Here is a 20886-nt window from a genome sequence, read left to right on the forward strand (position 1 = left end):
CGCCATCACTTCACGCCCCCGATCATGCACCCGACCTTGGCGAAACGGCGCCCTGGCCGGTCAAAGTCCCGCTCGTCCGCCGTCAGCCCGGTTTGCGGAAGCGCAGCGTCATCCGGTCGCTTTCGCCGATGGCGTCGTACTTGGTCCGATCGAAGGCCGGATCGGCCGGCTGGCCGCTGGGCGCGGTCTGCCGGGTCGGCGGCAAGGTCCAGACCCCGAACGGGTGGTCCTTGGTGTCCTTGGGGTTGGCGTTGATCTCGGAGCTGGCGTCCAGCTTGAACCCGGCCTTCTCGGCCAGGGCCACCACCGTGGCCGTCGCCAGGTAGCCGTCCGCGCCCTTGTCGCTCTCCGACTTGGGATCGGCGCGATGGTCCTCGATGGCCAGGATACCGCCCGGCTTCAGCACCGCGAAGAAGTCGGCGAAGATCTTGTCGGCCACGCCGGGCTGGACCGTCCAGTTGTGGACGTTGCGCGCCGTCAGCACCAGGTCGGCCGAACCCGCCGCGCCCAGGGGGCCGGCCACCGGCCCGAAGTTCACGAACCGCACGGTCCCGTACTTGGCCGGATCCATGAAGCGCATCTCGAAGTTCGCCCTGCCCTTGCGGGCCCCGTCCGAGATCTTCGGATTGGCCAGGTCGGCGACGCCGGCGACGTACACGCCGCCGGTGGCCTTGGCGTAGGGCGCCAGGATCTCGGTCCAGTAGCCGCCGCCCGGCGAGACCTCGATCACCGTCTGCTTGGGCTTCAGCCCCCAGAAGGTCAGGCTGTCATAGGGATGGCGGGCGCCGTCGCGGGCCACGTTGGCCGGCGTACGGTCGGGCGAGGCGATGGCCGCCTGCAGCGCCGCGTCGGCGGCGAAGACCGGCGTGGCGGAGAGGCAAAGCGTCGCGGCGGCGAACAGGAGGAGATGGCGGCGGCAGGTCATCGTCGGAGCTCTCCAAGGCGGGCCAAGGGGCCGGGGCGAGCCGACCTTAACGGTGAGCGAACGGCGATCAAGCGATTCACCGTCAAGCTGCCCATTCAACCCCTTGAAGTCGAAAAACGGCTCACCACCTTGGTTTCGAAGGCGCTGGGAACCCGGGCCTTCCAGATCGCCGGCGACGCCAATTCGGGTCGCCAAGGGTCTGAACCTATTGAACAACCTTGCTTTGAAAGAAGGATGTCATCATGCGTACGATCGACCTGTCGCCCCTGTACCGCTCCGTCGTCGGTTTCGACCGCCTGGCCGCCCTGCTGGACGCCGCCTCGAACGAAGCCGCCTCGGGCTATCCCCCCTACAATATCGAGCGCACCGCCGAGAACGCGTACCGCATCGAGATCGCCGTCGCTGGCTTCAAGCCGGAAGAGCTCGGCATCGAGGTGAAGGAGAACCTTCTCACCGTCACCGGTCGCAAGCCGGCCAATGACGAGACCAAGCGCTATCTCCATCGCGGCCTGGCCGAGCGCAACTTCGAGCGCCGCTTCCAGCTGGCCGACTACGTGGTCGTGACCGACGCGGCCCTTTCCGACGGCCTGCTGTCGATCTCGCTGAAGCGCGAGCTGCCCGAGGCGCTCAAGCCCCGCACGATCGAGATCAAGGCCGGCGCGCCCCTGATCGAGGGCGACAAGATCGAAGGCGAGAAGGCAGCCTAACACCACCTTCGCGCGTTACCGTATCTCCCCTCTAGACTTTGCAGGGCGGCGCTCCGGCGCCGCCCTTTTTTCTGGCCGTCGAGGACCGGCTCAGGCCGGCGCGAAGTCCAGGCCCTGGACCTGGCCCAGGTCGCAGTCCCGCAGGCTGGTCTTGCTCAGCCGCGCGCCGGTGAAATCCGCGCCGCGCAGGTCGGCGCCGTCGAGCACCGCCTCGCTGAGGTCGGCGGCCTGCACCAGGGCGTAGCGCAGCCGGGCGGCCTTCAGGTTGACCAGGGTCTTGCGCTCGGGCCCCAGCGGCAGGGGCGACAGGAAGGCCTGGCGCAGGTCGGCCTTGGTCAGGTTGGCTCCGGCCAGCTTGGCGCCGCGCAGGTCGGCGCCGCGCAGATTGGCCATGCGCAGGTCGGCGTTGCGCAGGTCCGCGCCCTGCAGCTGGGTTCCGGACAGGTCGATCCCGACCATGCAGGCGCCGGCCGCGCTCATCGCCGTCAGCCGCAGCCCCTTGAGCCGGTCGCCGAGCGGACGCAGGTCCTCGCCGTCCAGCCGCGCGGGCTCGCCTTCCTTGCCGCCGGTCTTGCACCAGGCCTGGTTGGCCAGGCAGCGGCGGTGGATCTCCTCGACGCGGGACAGGGCCCGCTCGGTGGAGGCCGCCAGGCAGCCCTGCATCGCCGCGCCGCTGGTGCGGGCGGTGGAGGTGTCGACCCCCGCCATCACCGCGCCGGTCAGGTTGGCGCCTTCCAGGTTCGCGCCCTTGACGTCGGCGCCGTCCAGGATGGCCCCGCTCAGATTGGCTTCCTTGAGATTGGCCCCCGACAGCTTGGCGCCGCGCAGCGAGCAGTCGCTGAAGTCGGCCTTGAAGGCCGAGACCCCGGTGAACTGCGAGCCGTCCAGGGTCGCCCCCGAGAAGTTGACCTCGTCGACCTCGCCATTGCGGCTTTCGTGACGGACCGTCTCAAGTCCCTTGCGGGGATGCGGGATGGCCACCTGCCCTTCCCGGAAATCGGCCTGGGTCAGGTCGGCCTGCGACAGGTTCGCACCGCGCAGACAGGCGCCGCGCAGGTCGGCGCGGACCAGCACCGCCTGGCGCAGGTCGGCCTTGCGCAGGTCGGCGCCGAACAGGTTGGCCCGCTCCAGCCGCGTGCGGACCATGCGGCAGCCGTCGAGGATGGAGGCCGAGAAGTCGGCGTCGGCGAGGTTGCGGAAAGACAGGTCCAGGCCCGACAGGTTCATGAAGCGCAGCGAAGCCCGCTTGCCGCCCTGCTTGCCCGTGACGAATTTCTCGTGCGCCGCCACGATCATGTCGAGCTCGGCCTGGCTCAGTCGCCGCCGTCCCGCAATGCTCTGCGCCGCGCTCATGTCTTACGCACGTCCCCCGAAAACCCCTTGATCCTGTTGAGGAATAACGGCGATCGACGAGCGAAGCGTTAAGGCCGCGCCGTTTTGCCGCAACTTTCGCGGAAGAATCTCGGAAAATTCGCCGTTAGCGCTACCTTGGCGCTAGATCACGTCGTCCAGGCCGCGCGCCCCGAGGCGGATGGCGCCGGTGACGTCGATGTCCTTGAGCAGGGCGTTCGTGAAGTTGGCGCGCGACAGGTCGGCGCCGCTCAGGCAGGCCTGGCGCAGGTCGGCCCGGGCCAGGTCGGCGTTGGTCAGCAGGGCCCCGGTCAGGTCGCTGGGCAGCAGGCGGTCGCGGCCGATCAGCAGCGGACCCAGCTGGGCCTCGCGCAGGTCCGAGCCGGCCAGCTTGGCGCCCTTCAGCCGCGCCCCGCGCAGATCGGCCCGACGCAGGTTGCACGAGCGCAGGTCGGCGCCCTCCAGCTGCGCGCCCTGCATCTGCACGCTTTCCATGTCCAGGCCGTAGAACACCGCCCCCTTGGCCGACAGGGCCGTCAGGTTGAAGCCGCGCACGGACTTCAGATTGCGCAGGTCGGCCTTGTCGAACACCGAGGGCTTGCCCTCGGCGCCGCCGGTCTCGCACCACTTGGCGTGGTCGGCGATCATCTGCTCGTAGGGCATCTCGGACACGTCCTTGCCCGACGCCTTGTCGGTCAGGGCGCCGTCCATGTTGGTGTCGTTGATGTTCCAGGACATCGTCTTGGCGCCGACCAGCACGGCGTTGCGCAGGTCGGCCCCGACCAGGTTGGCGCCCGACAGGTCGGCCCCGGCCAGGTTGGCCCCGTTGAAATTGGCCTGTTTGAGGTTGGCGCGCACCAGCTTGGCGTCCTTGAGGATCGCGTCGCTGAAGTCGGCCTTGGTGGCGATGATGCCCGACAGGCGCGAGCGTTCCAGGTTGGCGCCGGCCAGGATCGCGCCGGTCGCCTGGGCCTCGCGCTGGACGGGCTCGATGATGCGGTAGCCTTCCTTGCGGTCGGCGGCGGCGATCTGGCCCTCGCGCAGGTCGGCCTCGAACAGGTCGGCGCCGGTCAGGTTGGCGCCGCGCAGGCTGGAGCCGCGCAGGTCGGTGCGGCGCATCGAGGCGTCGGTCAGGTCCGAGCCCTGCATGTCCGCGCCGTACATGGTGGCGTTGTCGAGCTTGGCCCGCCGCATGTCGCAGCCGACCATCAGGGCGCCGGTAAAGTCGGCGTCGCACAGATTGCGGCCGGCGACCGACAGGCCCGAGAGATCGCAGAAAGCGAAAACGGCGCGAGCGCCGCCCATCCGAGCCGACCACAGACGGTCATGCTTGGCGCAGATCACGTCCACATCGTGCTGCGTCAGGCGCTTGTGCTCTTGGCCTGCCGCGGGAGGGGCGCTCATGGCTGCTCGTATCGACTCCCCGAAGGGCTGGACTCCGACAATGCGTCATGCCGGATTAACGCTGAGTTTCCAAGTATTTCGGGACACCGAGGCCCAGCTTGCCCCGGCGTCCCGAACCGTGTCAGCGCGCCGTCGGCAGGGGCTGGGCGCGGCTCTCGTCGAGATAGCGCGCGGCGGTCGGCTTGAGGCCGGCGTCCAGGTCGATGACCAGCGGATTGCCGGTCGGGATCTCGACGTGGACGATGTCGGCGTCGGGCACGTTGAACAGGTGCTTGACGATGGCGCGCAGCGAATTGCCGTGGGCGGCCACCAGGATGGTCTCGCCGGCCTTCAGCTTGGGGGCGATGGCCGCCTCCCAGTAGGGCAGCACGCGCACCAGGGTGGTCTTCAGGCTTTCGGTGCTGGGCAGGTCCTTGCCGGCGTAGCGGCGGTCCTTGCCGAAGTCGTACTCGCCGCCCGGGGCCAGTTCCGGCGGCGGGATGTCGTAGGACCGGCGCCAGATGGTGACCTGCTCCTCGCCGTGCTTCTCGGCGGTCTCGGCCTTGTTCAGCCCGGTCAGGCCGCCGTAGTGGCGCTCGTTCAGGCGCCAGTCCTTGGTCACCGGCACGAAGCTCTGCTGGGCCGCGTCCAGCGCCAGGTTGCAGGTGCGGATGGCCCGGGTCTGGACCGAGGTGAAGGCGTCGTCGATCTCGATGCCGGCGGCCTTGATCAGCTCGCCGCCCTTGCGGGCCTGGGCCTCGCCCTCGGCCGTCAGGTCCACGTCCACCCAGCCGGTGAAGCGGTTTTCGAGATTCCACTGGCTTTGGCCGTGGCGGAGCAGGACGAGAACGGGCATCGGACCTCCAGGATGTGTCGGAGCGCGGGCTAAGCCCCGGCCGCCTTCGCGTCAAGCGCCCTGCCCCCGCCGTCGCCCTTCTCTCGCCCTTCTCTCCTCCGGGCGGCGTGCTATAGGCAGGCCATGCCCGATCGCATCCTCATGCCCTTCCTGGCGCTCATCGGCCTGGCCCTGATCGCGTTCTCGCTCGTCTGGCCGCAAGGCTACGGCGCCCGCTCGCCGGGTCCGTTCGGCTCGGTCCCGATCCAGCAGACGCCGGAAATGCGCGTGAAGATCCAGCGCGAGAAGGACGCCGCGGCCCAGCGCGATCAGCAGGCCCGCCAGCAGATGAGCGACGCCCGCGAAGCGGCGGCGAGCGCCCCGTGAGCGCCTTCAACGCCATCGCCGTCGGCCAGCGGGTCCTGAACACCGAGGCCCAGGCCCTGTCGGCCCTGTCGGCCGCCCTGGACGAGTCGTTCGTCCGCGCCGTCGAGGCCCTGTTCGACGCCAAGGGCCGGGTCGTCTGCACCGGCATCGGCAAGTCGGGCCACGTGGCGCGCAAGATCGCCGCCACCCTGGCCTCGACCGGCTCGCCGGCGATGTTCGTGCACGCCGCCGAGGCCAGCCACGGCGACCTGGGCATGATCGGCCAGGGCGACGTGGTCCTGGCCCTGTCCAAGTCGGGCGAGGCGCGCGAGCTGTCCGACACCCTGGCCTACGCCAAGCGGTTCTCGATCCCGATCATCGCCGTCACCGCCGTGGCCGACAGCCAGCTGGGCCGGGCGGGCGATATCCTGCTGCTGCTGCCCGACGCGCCGGAAGCCACGGCCGAGGTCAGCGCCCCGACCACCTCGACCACGCTGCAGATGGCCCTGGGCGACGCCCTGGCCGTGGCCCTGCTGGAGCGGCGCGGCTTCACGGCCAGCGACTTCCGCGTCTTCCACCCGGGCGGCAAGCTGGGCGCCATGCTGCGCACGGTCGGCGACCTGATGCACGGCGAGGGCGAACTGCCCCTGACCCGCGAGGACGCGCCCATGCCCCAGGCGCTGCTCGAGATGAGCGAAAAGCGCTTCGGCGCGGTGGGCGTGGTGGCGCCCGACGGGACCCTGGCCGGCCTGATCACCGACGGCGACCTGCGCCGCCACATGGACGGACTGATGGATCACGTGGCCGGCGAGGTCATGACCCGCGCGCCCCTGACCATCTCGCCCGGCGCCCTGGCGGCCGAGGCCCTGAAGCTGATGAACGAGCGGCGCATCACCGTCCTGTTCGTGGTCGACGACGGCCGCCCGGTGGGCATCCTGCACGTGCACGACCTGCTGCGGGCCGGCGTGATCTGAGGCCGGGGACATGCCCTTGCGGCGTGTCCCCAAGACCTGGCTCCGTGGAGGCTGATGGGGACACGCGCGAGCGCATGTCCCTGGCCGGGAAGCCCGGCGGGTGATGGGAAGGGTGCGAAGCGCCCGGGCCTCGCCCGGATGATTTGCAGTTTTGAATACCGTTTCGACGAAGACAGGCGCTTCGCGCGGAGCCGTTACCCGGTGAGCGTTCGAGACGCGGGGTTTTAACCCGCTCCCGCTTTACGCCCCCGACGGGCGGGGTGCTGGCCGCACCCCGGACCGCCTGGGCGATTTCAGCCCAGGCCTGTTGCGTCCGCCGATCCTCCGCCGCCTGGGTTTCGTCTTCACAGAAGAACCTGCCCAGGACCGCCGCGAAGGCGTCACTCAAGACCACCGGCGAGCGCTTCCCGCTCGTCCACCCCTGAGAGCCGTTCGGTCGCCGGCCGGACGCCCTTCCCGTGCTTTCAGGTGGGATCAGGATACGGGCGCCTGGAAGGGTGAGGACAAGTTCGGTCGAGAAAGTTTAAGGCTTTGAAATCGCCGGAGTTCGTTCGCTATCCGCCGAGCGTAAGTCGCTCAGCCGGGGACATGCCCTCGGGCGTGTCCCCATCGGCATGCACGGGGCCAAGTCTTGGGGACACGCCCAAGGGCGTGTCCCCGTCGCGCGTGTCCCTCCAGATTTGGGCCAAGCCCGAAAATCAGCTTAGCTGCCCCATCTCCTCCGCGAGTCCCCCATGCGCCCTCTCCTCACCGCCCTCGCCCTGATCCTGGCGCCCGCCATCGCCCAGGCCGCCCAGCCGATCCTGCTCAAGCCCGCCCGGGTCTGGACCGCCGAGGACGCCGGGCCGCCGCACGAGGGCTGGGGCGTGCTGGTCAAGGACGGCCGGATCGCCGCCGTCGGACCGGCGGCCAGCCTGGACGCGACCGGCGCCGAGGTGGTCGACCTGCCCGGCGCCACGGTGATCCCGGGCCTGATGGACCTGCACAGCCACCTGCTGCTGCATCCCTACAACGAGACCTCGTGGGACGATCAGGTGCTGAAGGAGGCGCCGGACTATCGCGTGGTCCGCGCCACGGTCCAGGCCAAGGCGACCCTGGACGCCGGCTTCACCACCCTGCGCGACCTGGGCACCGAGGGCGCGGGCGTGGCCGACGTCTCGCTCCGCAAGGCCATCAAGGACGGGCTGATCCCCGGCCCGCGCCTGTTCGTGGCCACCAGGGCGATCGTCGCCACCGGCGCCTACGGCCCGGCCCGCCGGAACTACAACCCCGACGCCGATCTGCCCCAGGGCGCCCAGGAGGCCAGCGGGATCGACGAGGCCGTCCGCGCGGTGCGCAAGCAGGCGGGGGCCGGCGCCGACTGGATCAAGATCTACGCCGACTACCGCGTCGGCCCCGACGGCTCGACCCAGCCGACCTTCAGCCTGGAAGAGCTGAAGGCCATGGTCGACGCCGCCCATTCCAGCGGTCGCCCGGTCTCGGTCCACGCCTCCAGCGACGAGGGCATGCGCCGGGCGATCCTGGCCGGGGTCGACACCATCGAGCACGGCTACGGCGGCTCGGACGCCACCTTCAAGCTGATGGCCGAGAAGGGCGTGGCCTTCTTCCCCACCCTGACGGCCAGCGAGGCGACCTCGACCTATTTCCAGGGCTATGTCGCCGGCAAGACCCCGCCGACCCCGGCCATGCAGGCCGCCGAGCGCGCGTTCAAACTCGCGCTCAAGAACGGCGTGACCATCGGCATGGGCAGCGACGTGGGCGTGTTCCGCCATGGCGACAACGCCCGCGAGCTGGTCTGGATGGTCAAAGACGGCATGACCCCCGTCCAGGCCCTGCTGGCCGCCACGGCCGTCGACGCCAAGGTCCTGCGCCGCCAGGACGACCTGGGCCGGCTGAAGCCGGGCTTCCTGGCCGACATCGTGGCGGTCGCCGGCGACCCGACCAAGGATATCGAGGCGACCAAGGCCGTGACCTTCGTGATGAAGGACGGCGCGATCGTGCGGCGGCCCTGAGCCCAGGCCTTAACGGGAAGTTTCCGTTGTCATCCCGGAAAGCGCGCAGCGCTTGTCCGGGACCCAGGTGAACCTCAAGGCGCCAGCCCAGTCCCCTGGGTCCCGGACAGCCTGCGAGGCTTCCGGGATGACAACCGATTTTGCTTTCCTCTTGCGCCGTACGCTCAAGCTGGGAGAACTCGGGGCATGCGTCGGCTGCTTCTTCCATCCCTGATCACGGCCCTTCTGCTGGCCGGTCCCGCTCATGCGTCCGATCCCGGCACGCTGCAGCAGAAGGACACCCTGCGCGACGCCGTGGCCGCGCCGCTGGAGGACCTGAACCTCAAGCGCACCGCTATCCCGCCCGTCCTGCTGCGGGCCGTCGACAACCCCTACGACCTGGAGGACCTGACCCGCTGCGAGGGGATCGCCGGCGAGATCGGCCGGCTGGACGCGGCCCTGGGTCCGGACCTGGACGAGGCGCCGCCGCCCGACACCCGCTCGCGCGGCAAGAAGGTCGCCGACGCCGCCTACGGGGCGGGCGTCGGCGAGGTGCGCAACACCACCCAGCACGTCCTGCCCTTCCGCGGTTGGGTGCGGAAGCTGACCGGCGCCAGCCGACACGACAAGGCGGTGCAGGCGGCGATCCGGGCCGGCGGCGTCCGCCGGGGCTATCTGAAGGGCGTGGGCATGCGGATGAACTGCGCGCCGCCCGCCGCGCCCAGCTGGTTCGTCCCCGCCCCGCCGCCCAAGCCCGTCGTCCCCCAGGCCGCGCCCGGCCCGCTGGAGCGCCTGGCGGCCTTCTGGGACGGCGTGGTGAACTGGTGGCGCGGATGGTGGCCGTTCTAGCGCGAACATCTCCATATGGTTGAGTTTGCCTGACATGCACTTTTAGGACACTGTGCGGGCCGCGTCGGGCGTCTCGCGGAGGGTTCCATGCGCTATGCGTTCAAGCCGTTTTCCGGATGCGCCTGCCGGCGCGCCCAGTGCGAGGTCCCGGCCTCGCCGGGCCTGATCTCGCAGCTCTACGCGCGGTACCTGTCGCTGCTGGCCGAGGGTCGGCTCGACAAGGACATGACCTTCGAAGCCTATTACAAGGTCTGGCGCGCCAGCCGGCGGGGCCCCAACAATGTGGGGCTGGACGACGGCCAGGTCCGGCTGGGCGGGATCAAGGGCCCGCTGCGGATCGACCAGCCGTCCAAGAAGCTGACCGGCCAGATCCGCACCATGGTGCTGCTGGTCGACTTCCCCGATCGTCCGCATGGGGACGATCACAGCCCCGGCATGTACGAGCAGATGCTGTTCAGCGTCGGGGCCTTCCCGTCGGGCAGCATGCGCGACTTCTACCGCCAGGTCAGCGGCTGGACGAAGGACAGCACGGCCGAGGACGGTCCCGGCATCGACGTCGCCGGCGAGGTCCACGGCTGGTTCCGGATGCCCAACCCGATCACCTTCTACGCCGACGGCAATTCGGGGATGAGCGACAACTTTCCGCGCAACGCCCCGGCCCTGGCGCGCGACGCGGTGCTGGCCGCCAAGTTCGCGGGGGTCGACTTCGCCGGCTTCGACGCCCTGGGCGAAGGGACCATCACGGCTCTGTTCGTAATCCACGCGGGCGGCGGCGCCGAGACCACCGGCGACCGCAACGACATCTGGAGCCACAAGTGGATCATCCCGGACGGAGTGGACGTCGGCCACGGCCTGTCGGTCAGCACCTACCTGACCGTGCCCGAGGACTGCCGCGTCGGCGTCTGCGCCCATGAGTGGGGCCACCTGGCCGCGCGCTGGGCCGACTACTACGACACCGGCGCCACCCAGAGCACCCAGTCCAACGGGCTTGGCAACTACTGCCTGATGGCCGCCGGCTCGTGGGGCAATTCCGGCCTGACCCCGGTCTATCCCAACGGCATGCTGCGGATGTTCCACGGCTGGGTCGAGCCGGACATCATCATGGAGAGCAAGAAGGGCGTGGTGCTCAAGCCTGCCGCCGAGGGCGGCGCGCCGGTGGTGATCCGCAACTCGGCCTTCATGACCGACAGCCAGTACCTGCTGGTGGAATACCGGCGAAAGCGGCAGCAGGACGCCTTCCTCCCCGACCAGGGGATCGCCGTCTACGTGGTCGACGAGGCGGTCGAGGACGTGAACGACGAGGGCCGCCTGGCCATCGAGCTGATGCAGGCCGACAACCGGCGCGACCTGGCCAAGATCTTCGGCCAGGGCAATCGCGGCGACTCCAACGACCTGTATCCCTCGCTGGGCAACGCCGAGCTGGGGCGCAAGACCAAGCCGCCGCTGAACATGCCGCGCTCGAAATGGTCGGGGGTCAGCATCAAGGTGGTCGGCACGCCCGGCGACGACCAGATGAAGATCGACATCACCCTGGACGCCTAGGGCGCGTCGAAACGTGCTAACCGTTGGAGGTCCCGGCCTCAGCGGATCAGCGCGCGATGACCCACCGCATCTACAAGATGAGTTTCGCCAGCGTGTATCCCCTCTACGTCGCCAAGGCGGAGAGAAAGGGCCGCACCCGGGCCGAGGTCGACCGGATCATCCTGTGGCTGACCGGCTTCAGCCCCGAGGCCTTCGCCGCCCAGTTGGCCGACAAGACGGACTTCGAGACCTTCTTCGCCCAGGCGCCCCGGCTGAACCCCGCGCGGGCCGAGATCAAGGGCGTGGTCTGCGGCGTCCGCGTCGAGGAGATCGAGGACCCGCTGATGCGGGAGATCCGCTACCTGGACAAGCTGATCGACGAGCTGGCCAAGGGCAAGGCGATGGACAAGATCCTGCGGGCCTAGGCTCCAGCCAGGACCTCGCGCACCTTGGCGGCCAGCTGCCTGGGTTCGAAGGGCTTCATCACATAGCCGGCCGCGCCCAGCTGCATGGCCTGGACGATGCGGTCCAGGCGCCCGTCGCCGGTCAGCATCAGCACGGGCAAGGCCGCGCCGTCCGGCGAATCCTTGATCGCCTTGAGGCCGTCCAGCCCGCTCTGTCCGGGCATGCGCACATCCAGCAGCACCAGCAACGGCGCCTCGCGGGCCAAGGCCTCCAGCATCGGCTCCACCGACGGGAAGGCGCGCACGGAGAAGCCCTCGCCGGCCAGCGTGATCTGGATCAGCTCCAGCGTGACGGGGTCGTCGTCGGCGACGAAGATCAGGGGCGGCGTGAACGGCATGGAACAGCCTTAACGCCCGAGCTTGACCAGAGGAAGACGGCGGCCCGTCTTTCGTCAGCGGGTGCCGAAAGTCCGGTCACCGGCGTCGCCCAGGCCGGGCACGATGTAGCCGTGATCGTTCAGTTCGGCGTCCACCGCCGCCGTCCAGATCAGCACGTCGGGATGGGCCGCGCGCAGGGTCTCCACGCCCTGGACCGAGGCGACCAGGCAGACGAAGCGCAGGTCGGTCACGCCCGACCGCTTCAGCAGCGTCAGGGCCGCGACCGCCGTGTGGCCCGTGGCCAGCATCGGGTCGACCACGATGACCAGGCGGTCGGCGATGTCCTCGGGGGTCTTGTAGTAGTACTCCACCGCCTCCAGCGACTCCGGGTCGCGGAACAGGCCGATGTGCGCCACTCGCGCCGAGGGCACCAGGTCCAGCATGCCCTCGGCCATGCCCAGGCCGGCGCGCAGGATGGGGGCGAAGACCAGCTTCTTGCCCGAGATCTCCTCGGCCTTGGTCGGGGCGACGGGCGTCTCGATCTCGACCGTGTGGGTCGGCAGGTGGCGGGTGACCTCGTAGCAGAGCAGGGTCGCCGTCTCGCGCATCAGGGCGCGGAAGGTCTTGGTCGAGGTCTGCTTGTCGCGCATCCGGGTCAGCTTGTGGCGGACCAGGGGGTGATCGACGACGGTGACGCCCTGCATGGCCAAGTTCCCTCTCGCGGGCGCGGCGCCCACTTCCTTCTCGCGGGCGGCGACGCCCACTTCCTTCTCGCGGGCGGCGACGCCCTCAGCGGACCAAGTGCCGTCTAAGCGCCGTCCCGCCAAGCGGAAAACGTCTAGGCGCCGTAGGCGGCCAGGAACACCCGGACGGCGGGCAGCACCTCGCGGTCGATCTCCTCGGCCGTCGGCTCGGCCATGGCGCCGCACAGCCGCGCCTTCAGCAGGCGGTTCTGGCACAGGCCGATGAACTGGTGGGCGGCGTGGACCGTGTCGTCGATCTTCAGCTGGCCGCTGTCGACCGCCTTCTGCAGGGTCGCGCCCAGCCGCTTGGCGCCGCTGCGGGGGCCGGCCTCGTAGAAGGCGTGGCCGATCTCCGGCGTGCGCTGGGCCTCGGCGACGATCACCCGGAAATTGGCCATGCTGAAGTCGCTCAGCACGATCGACAGATAGATGCGGCCTGTCTTGATCAGGGCCTCGCGGATGTCGCTGAGGTCGCTTTCGATCTCGAACATGGCGTCGCGCTGCCAGGCGCAGTGGCGAACCACATAGGCGGCGAACAGCTCTTCCTTGTTCTTGTAGTAATTGTAGAGCGTGCCCTTGGACCCGCCGACTCGCGCGGCGATGGTCGACATGGACGCGTTGGCGTAGCCCTCCTCCAGGAAGACGTCGCTGGCGACGTCGAGGATGGCTTCGCGGCGGGCGTCTCGGTCGAGACGCGGCTTCACGTCCTGCATCATTTGTTTTCCTTCCGGGTCCCCCTTGATCCCGTCAAGCTCGCGTTTATATCAGCGCCACATATGACCGTACAGTACGGTCAATTCAAGGTCGGCGCTCATGACTTCCAACGCCCTGGACAAGCCCTTCGCCTCCCCCCGGGTCGCCAAGTCGCCGAGGTCGCGCGAAGTCGGCGTCACCGTCTCGATCCTGATGGCGGCCTTGCTGACCAGCGCCTGCGCGACGATGCCGGCGGCGACGCCCGCCCGGGTCGCCAAGGCGCCGGAGGCCTATGCCACCGCCCAGACCCTGCCCGCCTCGGACGCCGCCGCCTGGCCGGCCGACGCCTGGTGGAAGGGCTACGGCGACGCCCAGCTGGACGCCCTGGTCGACGAGGCCCTGACCGGTTCGCCCACCCTGGCCCAGGCCGAGGCCCGCCTGCGCCGCGCCCAGGCCCTGGCCAACCAGGCCAAGGCCGCCCAACTGCCCAGCGTCAGCGCCAACGGCAGCGTCGAGCGGGCCAAGCAGAGCTACAACTACGGCATCCCCGCCGACTTCGTGCCCCAGGGCTACAACGACTACGGCCGGCTCAGCCTGGACTTTTCCTGGGAGCTGGACTTCTGGGGCAAGAACCGCACGGCCGTCGCCGCCGCGACCTCGGAAGCCAAGGCCGCCCAGGCCGACGCCGCCCAGGCCCGGCTGATGCTGTCCACCTCGGTCGCCGCGTCCTACGCCGACCTCGCCCGGCTCTACGCCGAACGCGACGTGGCCGAGCGGTCGGTGGCCCTGCGGCAGGAAACCCTGACCCTGGTCAGCGACCGGGTCACCAACGGCCTCGACACCCGCGGCGAGCTGCGCCAGGCCGAGGCCGGACCGCCCAACGCCCGCGCCGAGCTGGCCGCCATCGACGAGCAGATCGCCCAGACCCGCAACGGCCTCGCCGCCCTGCTGGGCGCCGGACCCGATCGCGGCCTGGCCATCGCCCGCCCCTCGGTCGCCAATCTCAAGCCGTTCGGCCTGCCCGCCAACCTCGCCGCCGACCTGATCGGCCGCCGCCCCGACGTGGTGGCCGCCAAGTGGCGCGCCGAGGCCGCCAGCAAGCGGATCGGCCAGGCCAAGGCGGCCTTCTATCCGAACATCAACCTGGCCGCCGGCATCGGCGTGCAGGCCCTGCACCTGAGCGACCTGTTCGACAGCGGCTCGGACATCGGCAGCGTCGGCCCCGCCGTCAGCTTGCCGATCTTCGAGGGCGGCCGCCTGAAAGCCAATCTGCGCGCCGCCGAGGCCGACCGCGACGGCGCGGTGGCCGCCTATGACGGCGCGGTCACCCAGGCCCTGCGCGACGTGGCCGACGTGGCCGCCAGCGAGCGCGCCCTGAACACCCGCCTGGCCGAAAGCCGCGCCGCCCTGGCCGCCAACGAGGACGGCTTCCGCATCGCCCGCCTGCGCTACCAGGGGGGTCTGTCCACCTATCAGAACGTGCTGATCGCCGAGCTGGCGGTGCTGGCCCAGCGCCGGGTCGTCGCCGACCTGGAAAGCCGCGCCCTGACCTTGGACGTCGCCCTGGTGCGCGCCCTGGGCGGCGGCTTCGCCCCGGCCTGACCCCGACCCGCCCCCCCTTCGCCCTTTCGCTTTTCGCGCCTTCAGGACCTCCCCCCATGGCCGACACCACCGCCTCCCCCGCCCAGTTCGCCGCCAAGGCCACGGGCAATCGTCGTCAACTCCTGAGCGGCCTGGCGGCCGTGGTCGTGGTCGGCGTCGCCGCCTGGGGCCTCTACCAGGTCTTCATCGGCTCGCATCACGTCGAGACCGACAACGCCTATGTCGGGGCCGAGGTGGCCCAGGTGACGCCGCTGATCAGCGGGCCGGTCGCCAAGGTGCTGGTCTCCGAGACCCAGGTCGTCGCCGCCGGCCAGCCGCTGGTGGTGCTCGACGACTCCGACGCCCGGATCGCGGTCCTGGCCGCCCAGGCCGCCCTGGGCCAGGCCCAGCGCAAGGTGCAGGGCTACTTCGCCAGCGACGACGCCCTGGCCGGCCAGGTGGCCGCCCGCGACGCCGACATCGCCCGCGCCGAGGCCGCCGTGACCGGCGCCCAGGCCAGCCTCGAGCAGGCTCGGCTGGAACTGTCGCGTCGCAAGGCCCTGTCGGACTCCGGCGCGGTCTCGGGCGAGGAGCTGACCATCGCCCAGAGCCGGTTCACCAACGCCCAGTCGGCCGTGACCGAGGCCCGCGCCGCCCTAGCCCAGGCCAAGGCCAGCCGCACCGCCGCCGAGGGCAATCGCGAGGTCAACACCGCCCTGATCTCCGGCCTGCCCGCCAACAAGAACCCCGAGATCGCCGCCGCCGAGGCCCGTCTGGCCAGCGCCCAGCTTTCCCTGGACCGCACCGTGCTGCGCGCCCCGCTGGCCGGCGTCGTCTCCAAGAAGAACGTCCAGGTCGGCCAGCAGGTGCAGATCGGCACGCCGCTGATGGCCGTGGTCCCGACGACCGACGCCTATGTCGACGCCAACTTCAAGGAAGTGCAGCTGGACAAGGTGCGCATCGGCCAGCCGGTGATCCTGACCTCCGACCTCTACGGCCACGGCGTGAAGTTCCACGGCACGGTGAAGGGCCTGTCGGGCGGCACCGGTTCGGCCTTCTCGCTGATCCCGGCCCAGAACGCCTCGGGCAACTGGATCAAGGTGGTCCAGCGCCTGCCCGTCCGCATCCAGCTGGATCCGGCCGAGCTGAAGGACCATCCGCTGCGCGTTGGCCTGTCGATGAAGGCCACGATCGACACCTCCAAGTAGTCCGCAAGCGCCCGTAAAGCCTCTCCAAGGAAGCGCCGCATGGCCGACCAGGATTCTTCTCCCCCCACGGGCCCCACCCCGGGTTCCGCCGCGGCTCCCCCCGCCGCGGCGGGCCCAGCGCCGCTGACGGGGGTCACGCTGGGCGTGACCGCCATCGCCCTGGCGCTGGGCACCTTCATGCAGGTGCTGGACAGCACCATCGCCAACGTCTCGATCAACACCATCTCCGGCAATCTGGGCGTCAGCACCAGCCAGGGCACCTGGGTGATCACCTCATTCGCCGTGGCCAACGGCGTCTCGGTGCCGCTGACCGGCTGGCTGATGGGACGCTACGGCGTGGTGAAGACCTTCGTGGTCTCGGTGCTGCTGTTCACCATCGCCTCGTTCCTGTGCGGGATCTCGTGGAGCCTGACCTCGCTGATCGGCTTCCGCCTGCTGCAGGGCCTGGTCTCGGGCCCGATGATCCCGGGCTCGCAAGCCCTGCTGATCATGATCTTCCCCGCCCACAAGCGCGGGACGGCCCTGGCCATCTGGTCGATGACCACCCTGGTGGCGCCGATCTGCGGGCCGATCCTGGGCGGCTACATCTCCGACAACATCGCCTGGCCGTGGATCTTCCTGATCAACGTGCCCGTCGGCCTGATCTGCGCCTTTTTCTGCTGGCGGCCGCTGGCCAGCCGCGAGACGCCCACCCGCAAGGTCCCGATCGACACCACCGGCTTCATGCTGCTGCTGATCTGGGTCGGCGCCCTGCAGGTGATGCTGGACACCGGCAAGGAAGCCGACTGGTTCAACTCACCGGCCATCGTCGTCGAGCTGCTGGTGGCCATCGTCGGCTTCATCGCCTGGGTGATCTGGGAGCTGGGCGAAAAGCACCCGATCGTCGACCTGTCGCTGTTCAAGTCCAAGAACTTCGCCCTGGGCACCCTGGCCTTCTGCCTGGGCTACGCGGTGTTCTTCGGCAGCAACCTGCTGCAGCCGCTGTGGCTGCAGACCCGCATGGGCTACATCGCCACCTGGGCCGGCCTGGTCGCCGCCCCCAGCGGCGTGGTCGCGGTGATCCTGACGCCGTTCGCCGCCCGGATCATGCAGAAGGTCGACGCCCGCTGGACCGCCAGCCTGTCGATGGCCGCCTTCGCCCTGTCGTTCTTCATGCGCTCGGAGTTCACGCCCGACGTCGACTTCAAGGCCCTGGTCTGGCCGATGCTGGTGCAGGGCGTGGCGATGAGCACCTTCTTCCTGTCGATGGTGACCATCTCGCTGAACGGGATCGCGCCGCACCAGCTGCCCTCGGCCTCGGGCCTCTCGAACTTCTCGCGGATCACCGCGGGCAGCTTCGCGGCCTCGCTGGTCACCACCATCTGGGACCGCAGCGAGTCGCTGCACCAGACGCGCCTGGCCGAGACCATGGGCTCCAACGACCCGGCCTGGCTGGCGGCGGTCGAGCGCATGCAGGCCGTGGGCCTGTCCCACGCCCAGGCGGTGGGCGCGGCGACCGCCCAGGTGGTCAACCAGGCCTACCTGCTGGCCACGGTGGATTTCTTCCGCGCCTCGGCCTGGCTGGCGGTGCTGCTGATCCCCTGCATCTGGCTGACCAACAAGGCGATGAGCGGCGGCGGCGCGCCTCCCCCGGCGGACTAGGCCAACTGGCCAGACCACCCTACCCTTCCGCCGCGACGCCGCTTAAGATAGCGCTGTCGAGAGGGTTGAGACGAAGATGACGACGACGGCCGCCGCCAATCCCCTGCGCCTCTATCAGCGCGTGGCCGCGGACATCGGCCAGGCCATCGCCGACGGCCGTCACCAGCCCGGCCAGCGCCTGGCGTCCGAACGCGACCTGGCCGAGGAGTTCGGCGTCAGCCGTCCCACCATCCGCCGGGCGGTGATCGCCCTGGAGATGCGCGGCCTGCTGGAGGCCCGCCAGGGCTCGGGCGTCTATGTCCGCGCCGGGGGCCAGCCGCCCCCGCCGCCGCGCGACCTCGACATCGGGGCCTTCGACCAGGCCGAGGCCCGCCGCCTGTTCGAGGGCGAGGCCGCCGCCCTGGCCGCCACCCTGATCACCGACGAGGAGCTGGCCTATCTCGAGACCCTGGTGGCCGAGATGAACAGCGAGAAGGCGACCAAGGAGCAGTCCGAACTGGCCGACCGCCAGTTCCACATCTCCATCGCCCAGGCCACCCGCAACAGCGCCATCGTCCGCGTGGTCGAGAACACCTGGGACCTGCGCTACAAGTCGCGCCTGTGCATGCAGATGCTGGAAAAGGCCCGGCACGTGCGCAAGCGGCCGCTGAACGACGAGCACCAGGACATCATCGAGTCCCTGCGCACCCGCGACCCCAAGGCCGCCCGCGCCGCCATGCAGACCCACCTGGGCGGCCTGATCGAGAACCTGCTGCTGACCGCCGAGCTGGAGGCCATGGAGCAGACCCGCGAACGCCTCGCCAGCAAGCGCGAGGAGATCGCGCTGCGCGCCGCCAGCGCGGCGAAGTAGCGCTCAGCGTTGTCATCCCGGAAAGCGCGGAGCGCTTGTCCGGGACCCAGGTGAACCGCACCGCGCCAGCCCAGTCTCCTGGGTCCCGGACAGCCTCTGCGAGGCTTCCGGGATGACAACGGGTTTAGCTCCTAGTTGGCGGGGCGATCCGTCGCGGGCGCCGCCGCCGGAGCGGTGACCACCGGCGCGGCCGGAACCGCAGGCGCCGCAGGGCCCGGCGCCGGCACGGGCGGCGCGTTCGGATCGGCCGGAGCAGCCCCCTCGACCGGGACCGCGCCGTCCACCGGCGTCCCGTCCGGGTTCAGCAGGGTCGGGTCTTCGGCCGCCGAGACGGCGTCGTCGCCTTCGGGTTCGGCCGGCTTGGGCGCGTCGCGATTGACGGCGTAGGTGGCCACGCTCTTCCAGATCTTGGCCGGCAGGCCGCCCCCGACCACGCCGTTCATCGGGCTGTTGTCGTCGTTGCCCACCCAGACCCCGATCACCAGGTCGCCGACATAGCCGACGAACAGGGCGTCGCGGGAATCCTGGCTGGTGCCGGTCTTGCCGAAGGCGCCCGGGATGGCCGCCTCGATGCCCGTGCCGCGCTGGGTGGCCGAGCGCAGCAGGTCGCGCATGCTGACCAGTTCGGCCTTGGTCAGCGGGTGGACGTTGGCGGGCTTCTTCCAGTCGGCCAGGCCGTGCGGGATCACCGGGGCCTCGCCGGCGTCGATGGCCGCATAGGCCGCCGTCAGCCGCACCAGGCTCATGGGACCGGTGCCCAGGGCCAGGGTCAGGTCGTCCGGGATGGGATCGGTGACGCCCAGGTCGCGCGCCGTCTTGACGATCGGGTCGCGCCCGATGTCGTGGGCCAGGCGCACGGCCGCCACGTTGGACGAGGCGGCGAAGGCGGTGATCAGCGGCACCTCGCGGCCGGCGTACTTGCCCTCGTGGTTCTTGGGCGTCCAGCCGCTGACCTGGACCGGGGCGTCGAGGATCGGGGTGGTCGGGGTCATGCCCTGGCGGATGGCCGCCAGATAGACGAACAGCTTGAAGGCCGATCCCGGCGGGCGCTCGGCGTCGGCGCGGTTGAACTGGCTGACCTTGTAGTCGCGGCCGCCGACCATGGCGACGATCCGGCCGTCGGTGCGCATGGCGACGATCGCGCCCTGGGTGACGTTCAACACCTTGCCGTCGCGGGCGATGGCGTCGTTCAGGATCTTCTCGGCCTGGGCCTGCAGGCGCGGGTCCAGGGTGGTGCGGACCACGGTCTCGCCGTAGGTGTTCTCGAACACCGCCTTGGCCTGCGGGAACACCCAGTCGGCGAAGTACGAGCCGGTCGGCAGCTTGGGGCGGCCGGCCTGGACGTGGACCTGCCGTTCGGCGCGGTCGGCCTGGGCCTGGGTGATCACCCCGGTGTCGACCATGGCCCCCAGCACGGTCTTCATCCGCGTCCTGGCGCCTTCGAAATTCTCGGTGGGGGCCCAGCGGGACGGCGCCTTGACCAGGCCCGCCAGCATCGCCGCCTCGCCCACCGACAGCTGCTCGGGCGTCTTGTCGAAATAGTGCCGCGAGGCCGCGCCCAGGCCGAAGGTCCCGTCGCCGAAATAGACCGACGACAGGTAGCGCGACAGGATCTCGTCCTTGGACAGGCGGGCGTCCAGATAGAGGGCGATCAGCACCTCCTGGATCTTCCGGCGGAAGGTGCGCTTGTTGGACAGGAAGGCGTTCTTGGCCAGCTGCTGGGTGATCGTCGAGCCGCCCTCGGACACCCCGCCGGCCTTGGCGTTGGCCCCCACGGCCCGCAGGATCGCCTTCGGGTCCACGCCGATGTGCTTGTAGAAGCGCCGGTCCTCGATGGCGATGAAGGCGCCGGGCACGTAGGCGGGCAGCTTGGCGACGTCGACCGGCGCCTCCTTGTACGAGCCGCGGCGGGCGATCGGCGAGCCGTCCGAGGCGACGATCACCAGGGTCGGATTGGCCAGGGGCTCCAGCGCCCGGCCCAACGGCAGCGACCACAGCAGCGACACGACGATGGCGATCACGACCGCCACCGAGGCGGCGGCGCCGATCTGCCAGGGCCGCCGCTTCCAGATCGGCGGCTTGGCCGGCGGCGGAGGCGGCGGTTCGGCCGCTTCGGGCTCGGGCGTTTCGACCGCCTCGGGTTCGACCGGCTCCTCGGCGGTCTCGACGACGGCTTCCGAGACTTCCGGCGCCGGCGGGTCGGCGATCACGGCCTCAGGCTCAGCGACGGCCTCAGGCTCGTCCACCTCAGCCGGCGCAGCGTCGACCTTGGGCTTGGCCTTGCGGGTGCGCGGCTTGCGCTTGGGCGTCGCCGCTTCCAGGACCTCGGCCACGGGCGGCCCTTCGGCGACCGCGTCCGATGCCCCTTCCGGGGGCGGCGTCGGGTCGATGGGGTCGCGGTCGTCGGCGGCGTCGGACATTCGGGTCGCACTCGTTCAGGCGGAAGTTCGCCAGCAAGAGCGCGCCAATAGCACAGCCAACCCGCCC

Annotated in this window: 19 protein-coding genes; 11 read left to right on the plus strand and 8 right to left on the minus strand. The window is 70.2% G+C overall.

Annotation, left to right across the window (positions count from 1 at the left end; all coding sequences use genetic code 11):
* Window positions 1-82: 82 nt before the first annotated feature.
* Entirely contained in the window at window positions 83-925 is an 843-nt protein-coding gene (locus BR39_RS0123650) for a class I SAM-dependent methyltransferase (RefSeq protein WP_029916828.1), read from the minus strand.
* A gap of 242 nt (window positions 926-1167) precedes the next feature.
* Here BR39_RS0123650 and BR39_RS0123655 point away from each other — a divergent pair, with 242 nt between their 5' ends.
* Window positions 1168-1632, plus strand: coding sequence for an Hsp20 family protein (locus tag BR39_RS0123655; protein WP_029916830.1), 465 nt, complete (start codon window positions 1168-1170; stop codon window positions 1630-1632).
* 90 nt (window positions 1633-1722) lie between these two features.
* Here BR39_RS0123655 and BR39_RS0123660 read toward each other — a convergent pair whose 3' ends face one another.
* The 3 genes from BR39_RS0123660 to gpmA all read right to left on the minus strand — a co-directional run bounded on the left by BR39_RS0123660 (window position 1723) and on the right by gpmA (window position 5221).
* Window positions 1723-2985 carry a pentapeptide repeat-containing protein gene (locus BR39_RS0123660; RefSeq protein WP_029916832.1) on the minus strand — a complete coding sequence of 421 codons (1263 nt, stop codon included), beginning with the start codon at window positions 2983-2985 and terminating at the stop codon, window positions 1723-1725.
* A gap of 141 nt (window positions 2986-3126) precedes the next feature.
* Window positions 3127-4386, minus strand: a complete 1260-nt coding sequence (locus tag BR39_RS0123665; RefSeq protein ID WP_029916834.1) for a pentapeptide repeat-containing protein — start codon at window positions 4384-4386, stop codon at window positions 3127-3129.
* Window positions 4387-4507: 121 nt separating this feature from the next.
* Window positions 4508-5221: a 2,3-diphosphoglycerate-dependent phosphoglycerate mutase gene (gpmA, locus tag BR39_RS0123670; RefSeq protein ID WP_029916836.1), complete on the minus strand. Its 714-nt coding sequence runs from the start codon at window positions 5219-5221 to the stop codon at window positions 4508-4510.
* A gap of 123 nt (window positions 5222-5344) precedes the next feature.
* Between gpmA and BR39_RS0123675 the strand changes: the two genes are divergently transcribed.
* The 6 genes from BR39_RS0123675 to BR39_RS0123700 all read left to right on the plus strand — a co-directional run bounded on the left by BR39_RS0123675 (window position 5345) and on the right by BR39_RS0123700 (window position 11326).
* Window positions 5345-5587 (plus strand): hypothetical protein, encoded by a 243-nt coding sequence (locus BR39_RS0123675; RefSeq protein WP_029916838.1) that lies wholly within the window; start codon window positions 5345-5347, stop codon window positions 5585-5587.
* A complete protein-coding gene (locus tag BR39_RS0123680; protein WP_029916840.1) occupies window positions 5584-6540 on the plus strand; it encodes an SIS domain-containing protein in 957 nt (318 codons plus the stop codon). The genes BR39_RS0123675 and BR39_RS0123680 overlap by 4 nt, the downstream gene beginning before the upstream one ends.
* 734 nt (window positions 6541-7274) lie before the next feature.
* The gene (locus BR39_RS0123685) at window positions 7275-8552 is read left to right on the plus strand and encodes an amidohydrolase family protein (RefSeq protein ID WP_029916842.1); all 1278 of its coding nucleotides are present in this window, start codon (window positions 7275-7277) and stop codon (window positions 8550-8552) included.
* Between the two features lie 186 nt (window positions 8553-8738).
* Window positions 8739-9380, plus strand: a complete 642-nt coding sequence (locus BR39_RS0123690; RefSeq protein ID WP_035018975.1) for a hypothetical protein — start codon at window positions 8739-8741, stop codon at window positions 9378-9380.
* Window positions 9381-9467: 87 nt separating this feature from the next.
* Window positions 9468-10922 (plus strand): M6 family metalloprotease domain-containing protein, encoded by a 1455-nt coding sequence (locus BR39_RS0123695; RefSeq protein ID WP_029916847.1) that lies wholly within the window; start codon window positions 9468-9470, stop codon window positions 10920-10922.
* Window positions 10923-10978: 56 nt separating this feature from the next.
* Window positions 10979-11326 (plus strand): DUF2200 domain-containing protein, encoded by a 348-nt coding sequence (locus BR39_RS0123700; protein ID WP_029916849.1) that lies wholly within the window; start codon window positions 10979-10981, stop codon window positions 11324-11326.
* Here the strand turns inward: BR39_RS0123700 and BR39_RS0123705 are convergent.
* The 3 genes from BR39_RS0123705 to BR39_RS0123715 all read right to left on the minus strand — a co-directional run bounded on the left by BR39_RS0123705 (window position 11323) and on the right by BR39_RS0123715 (window position 13142).
* Window positions 11323-11703 carry a response regulator transcription factor gene (locus tag BR39_RS0123705; protein WP_029916851.1) on the minus strand — a complete coding sequence of 127 codons (381 nt, stop codon included), beginning with the start codon at window positions 11701-11703 and terminating at the stop codon, window positions 11323-11325. The genes BR39_RS0123700 and BR39_RS0123705 overlap by 4 nt on opposite strands.
* Window positions 11704-11757: 54 nt before the next feature.
* A complete protein-coding gene (gene upp, locus BR39_RS0123710; protein WP_029916853.1) occupies window positions 11758-12387 on the minus strand; it encodes a uracil phosphoribosyltransferase in 630 nt (209 codons plus the stop codon).
* A gap of 134 nt (window positions 12388-12521) precedes the next feature.
* The gene (locus tag BR39_RS0123715) at window positions 12522-13142 is read right to left on the minus strand and encodes a TetR/AcrR family transcriptional regulator (protein ID WP_029916855.1); all 621 of its coding nucleotides are present in this window, start codon (window positions 13140-13142) and stop codon (window positions 12522-12524) included.
* Window positions 13143-13239: 97 nt separating this feature from the next.
* Between BR39_RS0123715 and BR39_RS0123720 the strand changes: the two genes are divergently transcribed.
* The 4 genes from BR39_RS0123720 (at window position 13240) to BR39_RS0123735 (ending at window position 18399) form a co-directional block, all read left to right on the plus strand.
* On the plus strand, window positions 13240-14721 hold the full coding sequence (locus tag BR39_RS0123720) for an efflux transporter outer membrane subunit (RefSeq protein ID WP_231499545.1): 1482 nt from the start codon (window positions 13240-13242) through the stop codon (window positions 14719-14721).
* A 56-nt stretch (window positions 14722-14777) separates the two neighbouring features.
* A complete protein-coding gene (locus BR39_RS0123725) occupies window positions 14778-15908 on the plus strand; it encodes an HlyD family efflux transporter periplasmic adaptor subunit (protein WP_029916859.1) in 1131 nt (376 codons plus the stop codon).
* A 39-nt stretch (window positions 15909-15947) separates the two neighbouring features.
* Window positions 15948-17549: a DHA2 family efflux MFS transporter permease subunit gene (locus BR39_RS0123730; protein WP_029916861.1), complete on the plus strand. Its 1602-nt coding sequence runs from the start codon at window positions 15948-15950 to the stop codon at window positions 17547-17549.
* A gap of 76 nt (window positions 17550-17625) precedes the next feature.
* Complete coding sequence (locus tag BR39_RS0123735) at window positions 17626-18399, plus strand: FadR/GntR family transcriptional regulator (RefSeq protein WP_029916863.1); 774 nt, start codon at window positions 17626-17628, stop codon at window positions 18397-18399.
* Between the two features lie 131 nt (window positions 18400-18530).
* On the opposite strand, the gene BR39_RS0123740 is transcribed toward BR39_RS0123735, so the two are convergent.
* Complete coding sequence (locus BR39_RS0123740) at window positions 18531-20819, minus strand: transglycosylase domain-containing protein (protein ID WP_029916865.1); 2289 nt, start codon at window positions 20817-20819, stop codon at window positions 18531-18533.
* Between the last annotated feature and the right edge of the window lie 67 nt (window positions 20820-20886).

The sequence above is a fragment of the Caulobacter sp. UNC358MFTsu5.1 genome, from assembly GCF_000712075.1.
In the GTDB taxonomy this organism is placed as follows: domain Bacteria; phylum Pseudomonadota; class Alphaproteobacteria; order Caulobacterales; family Caulobacteraceae; genus Caulobacter.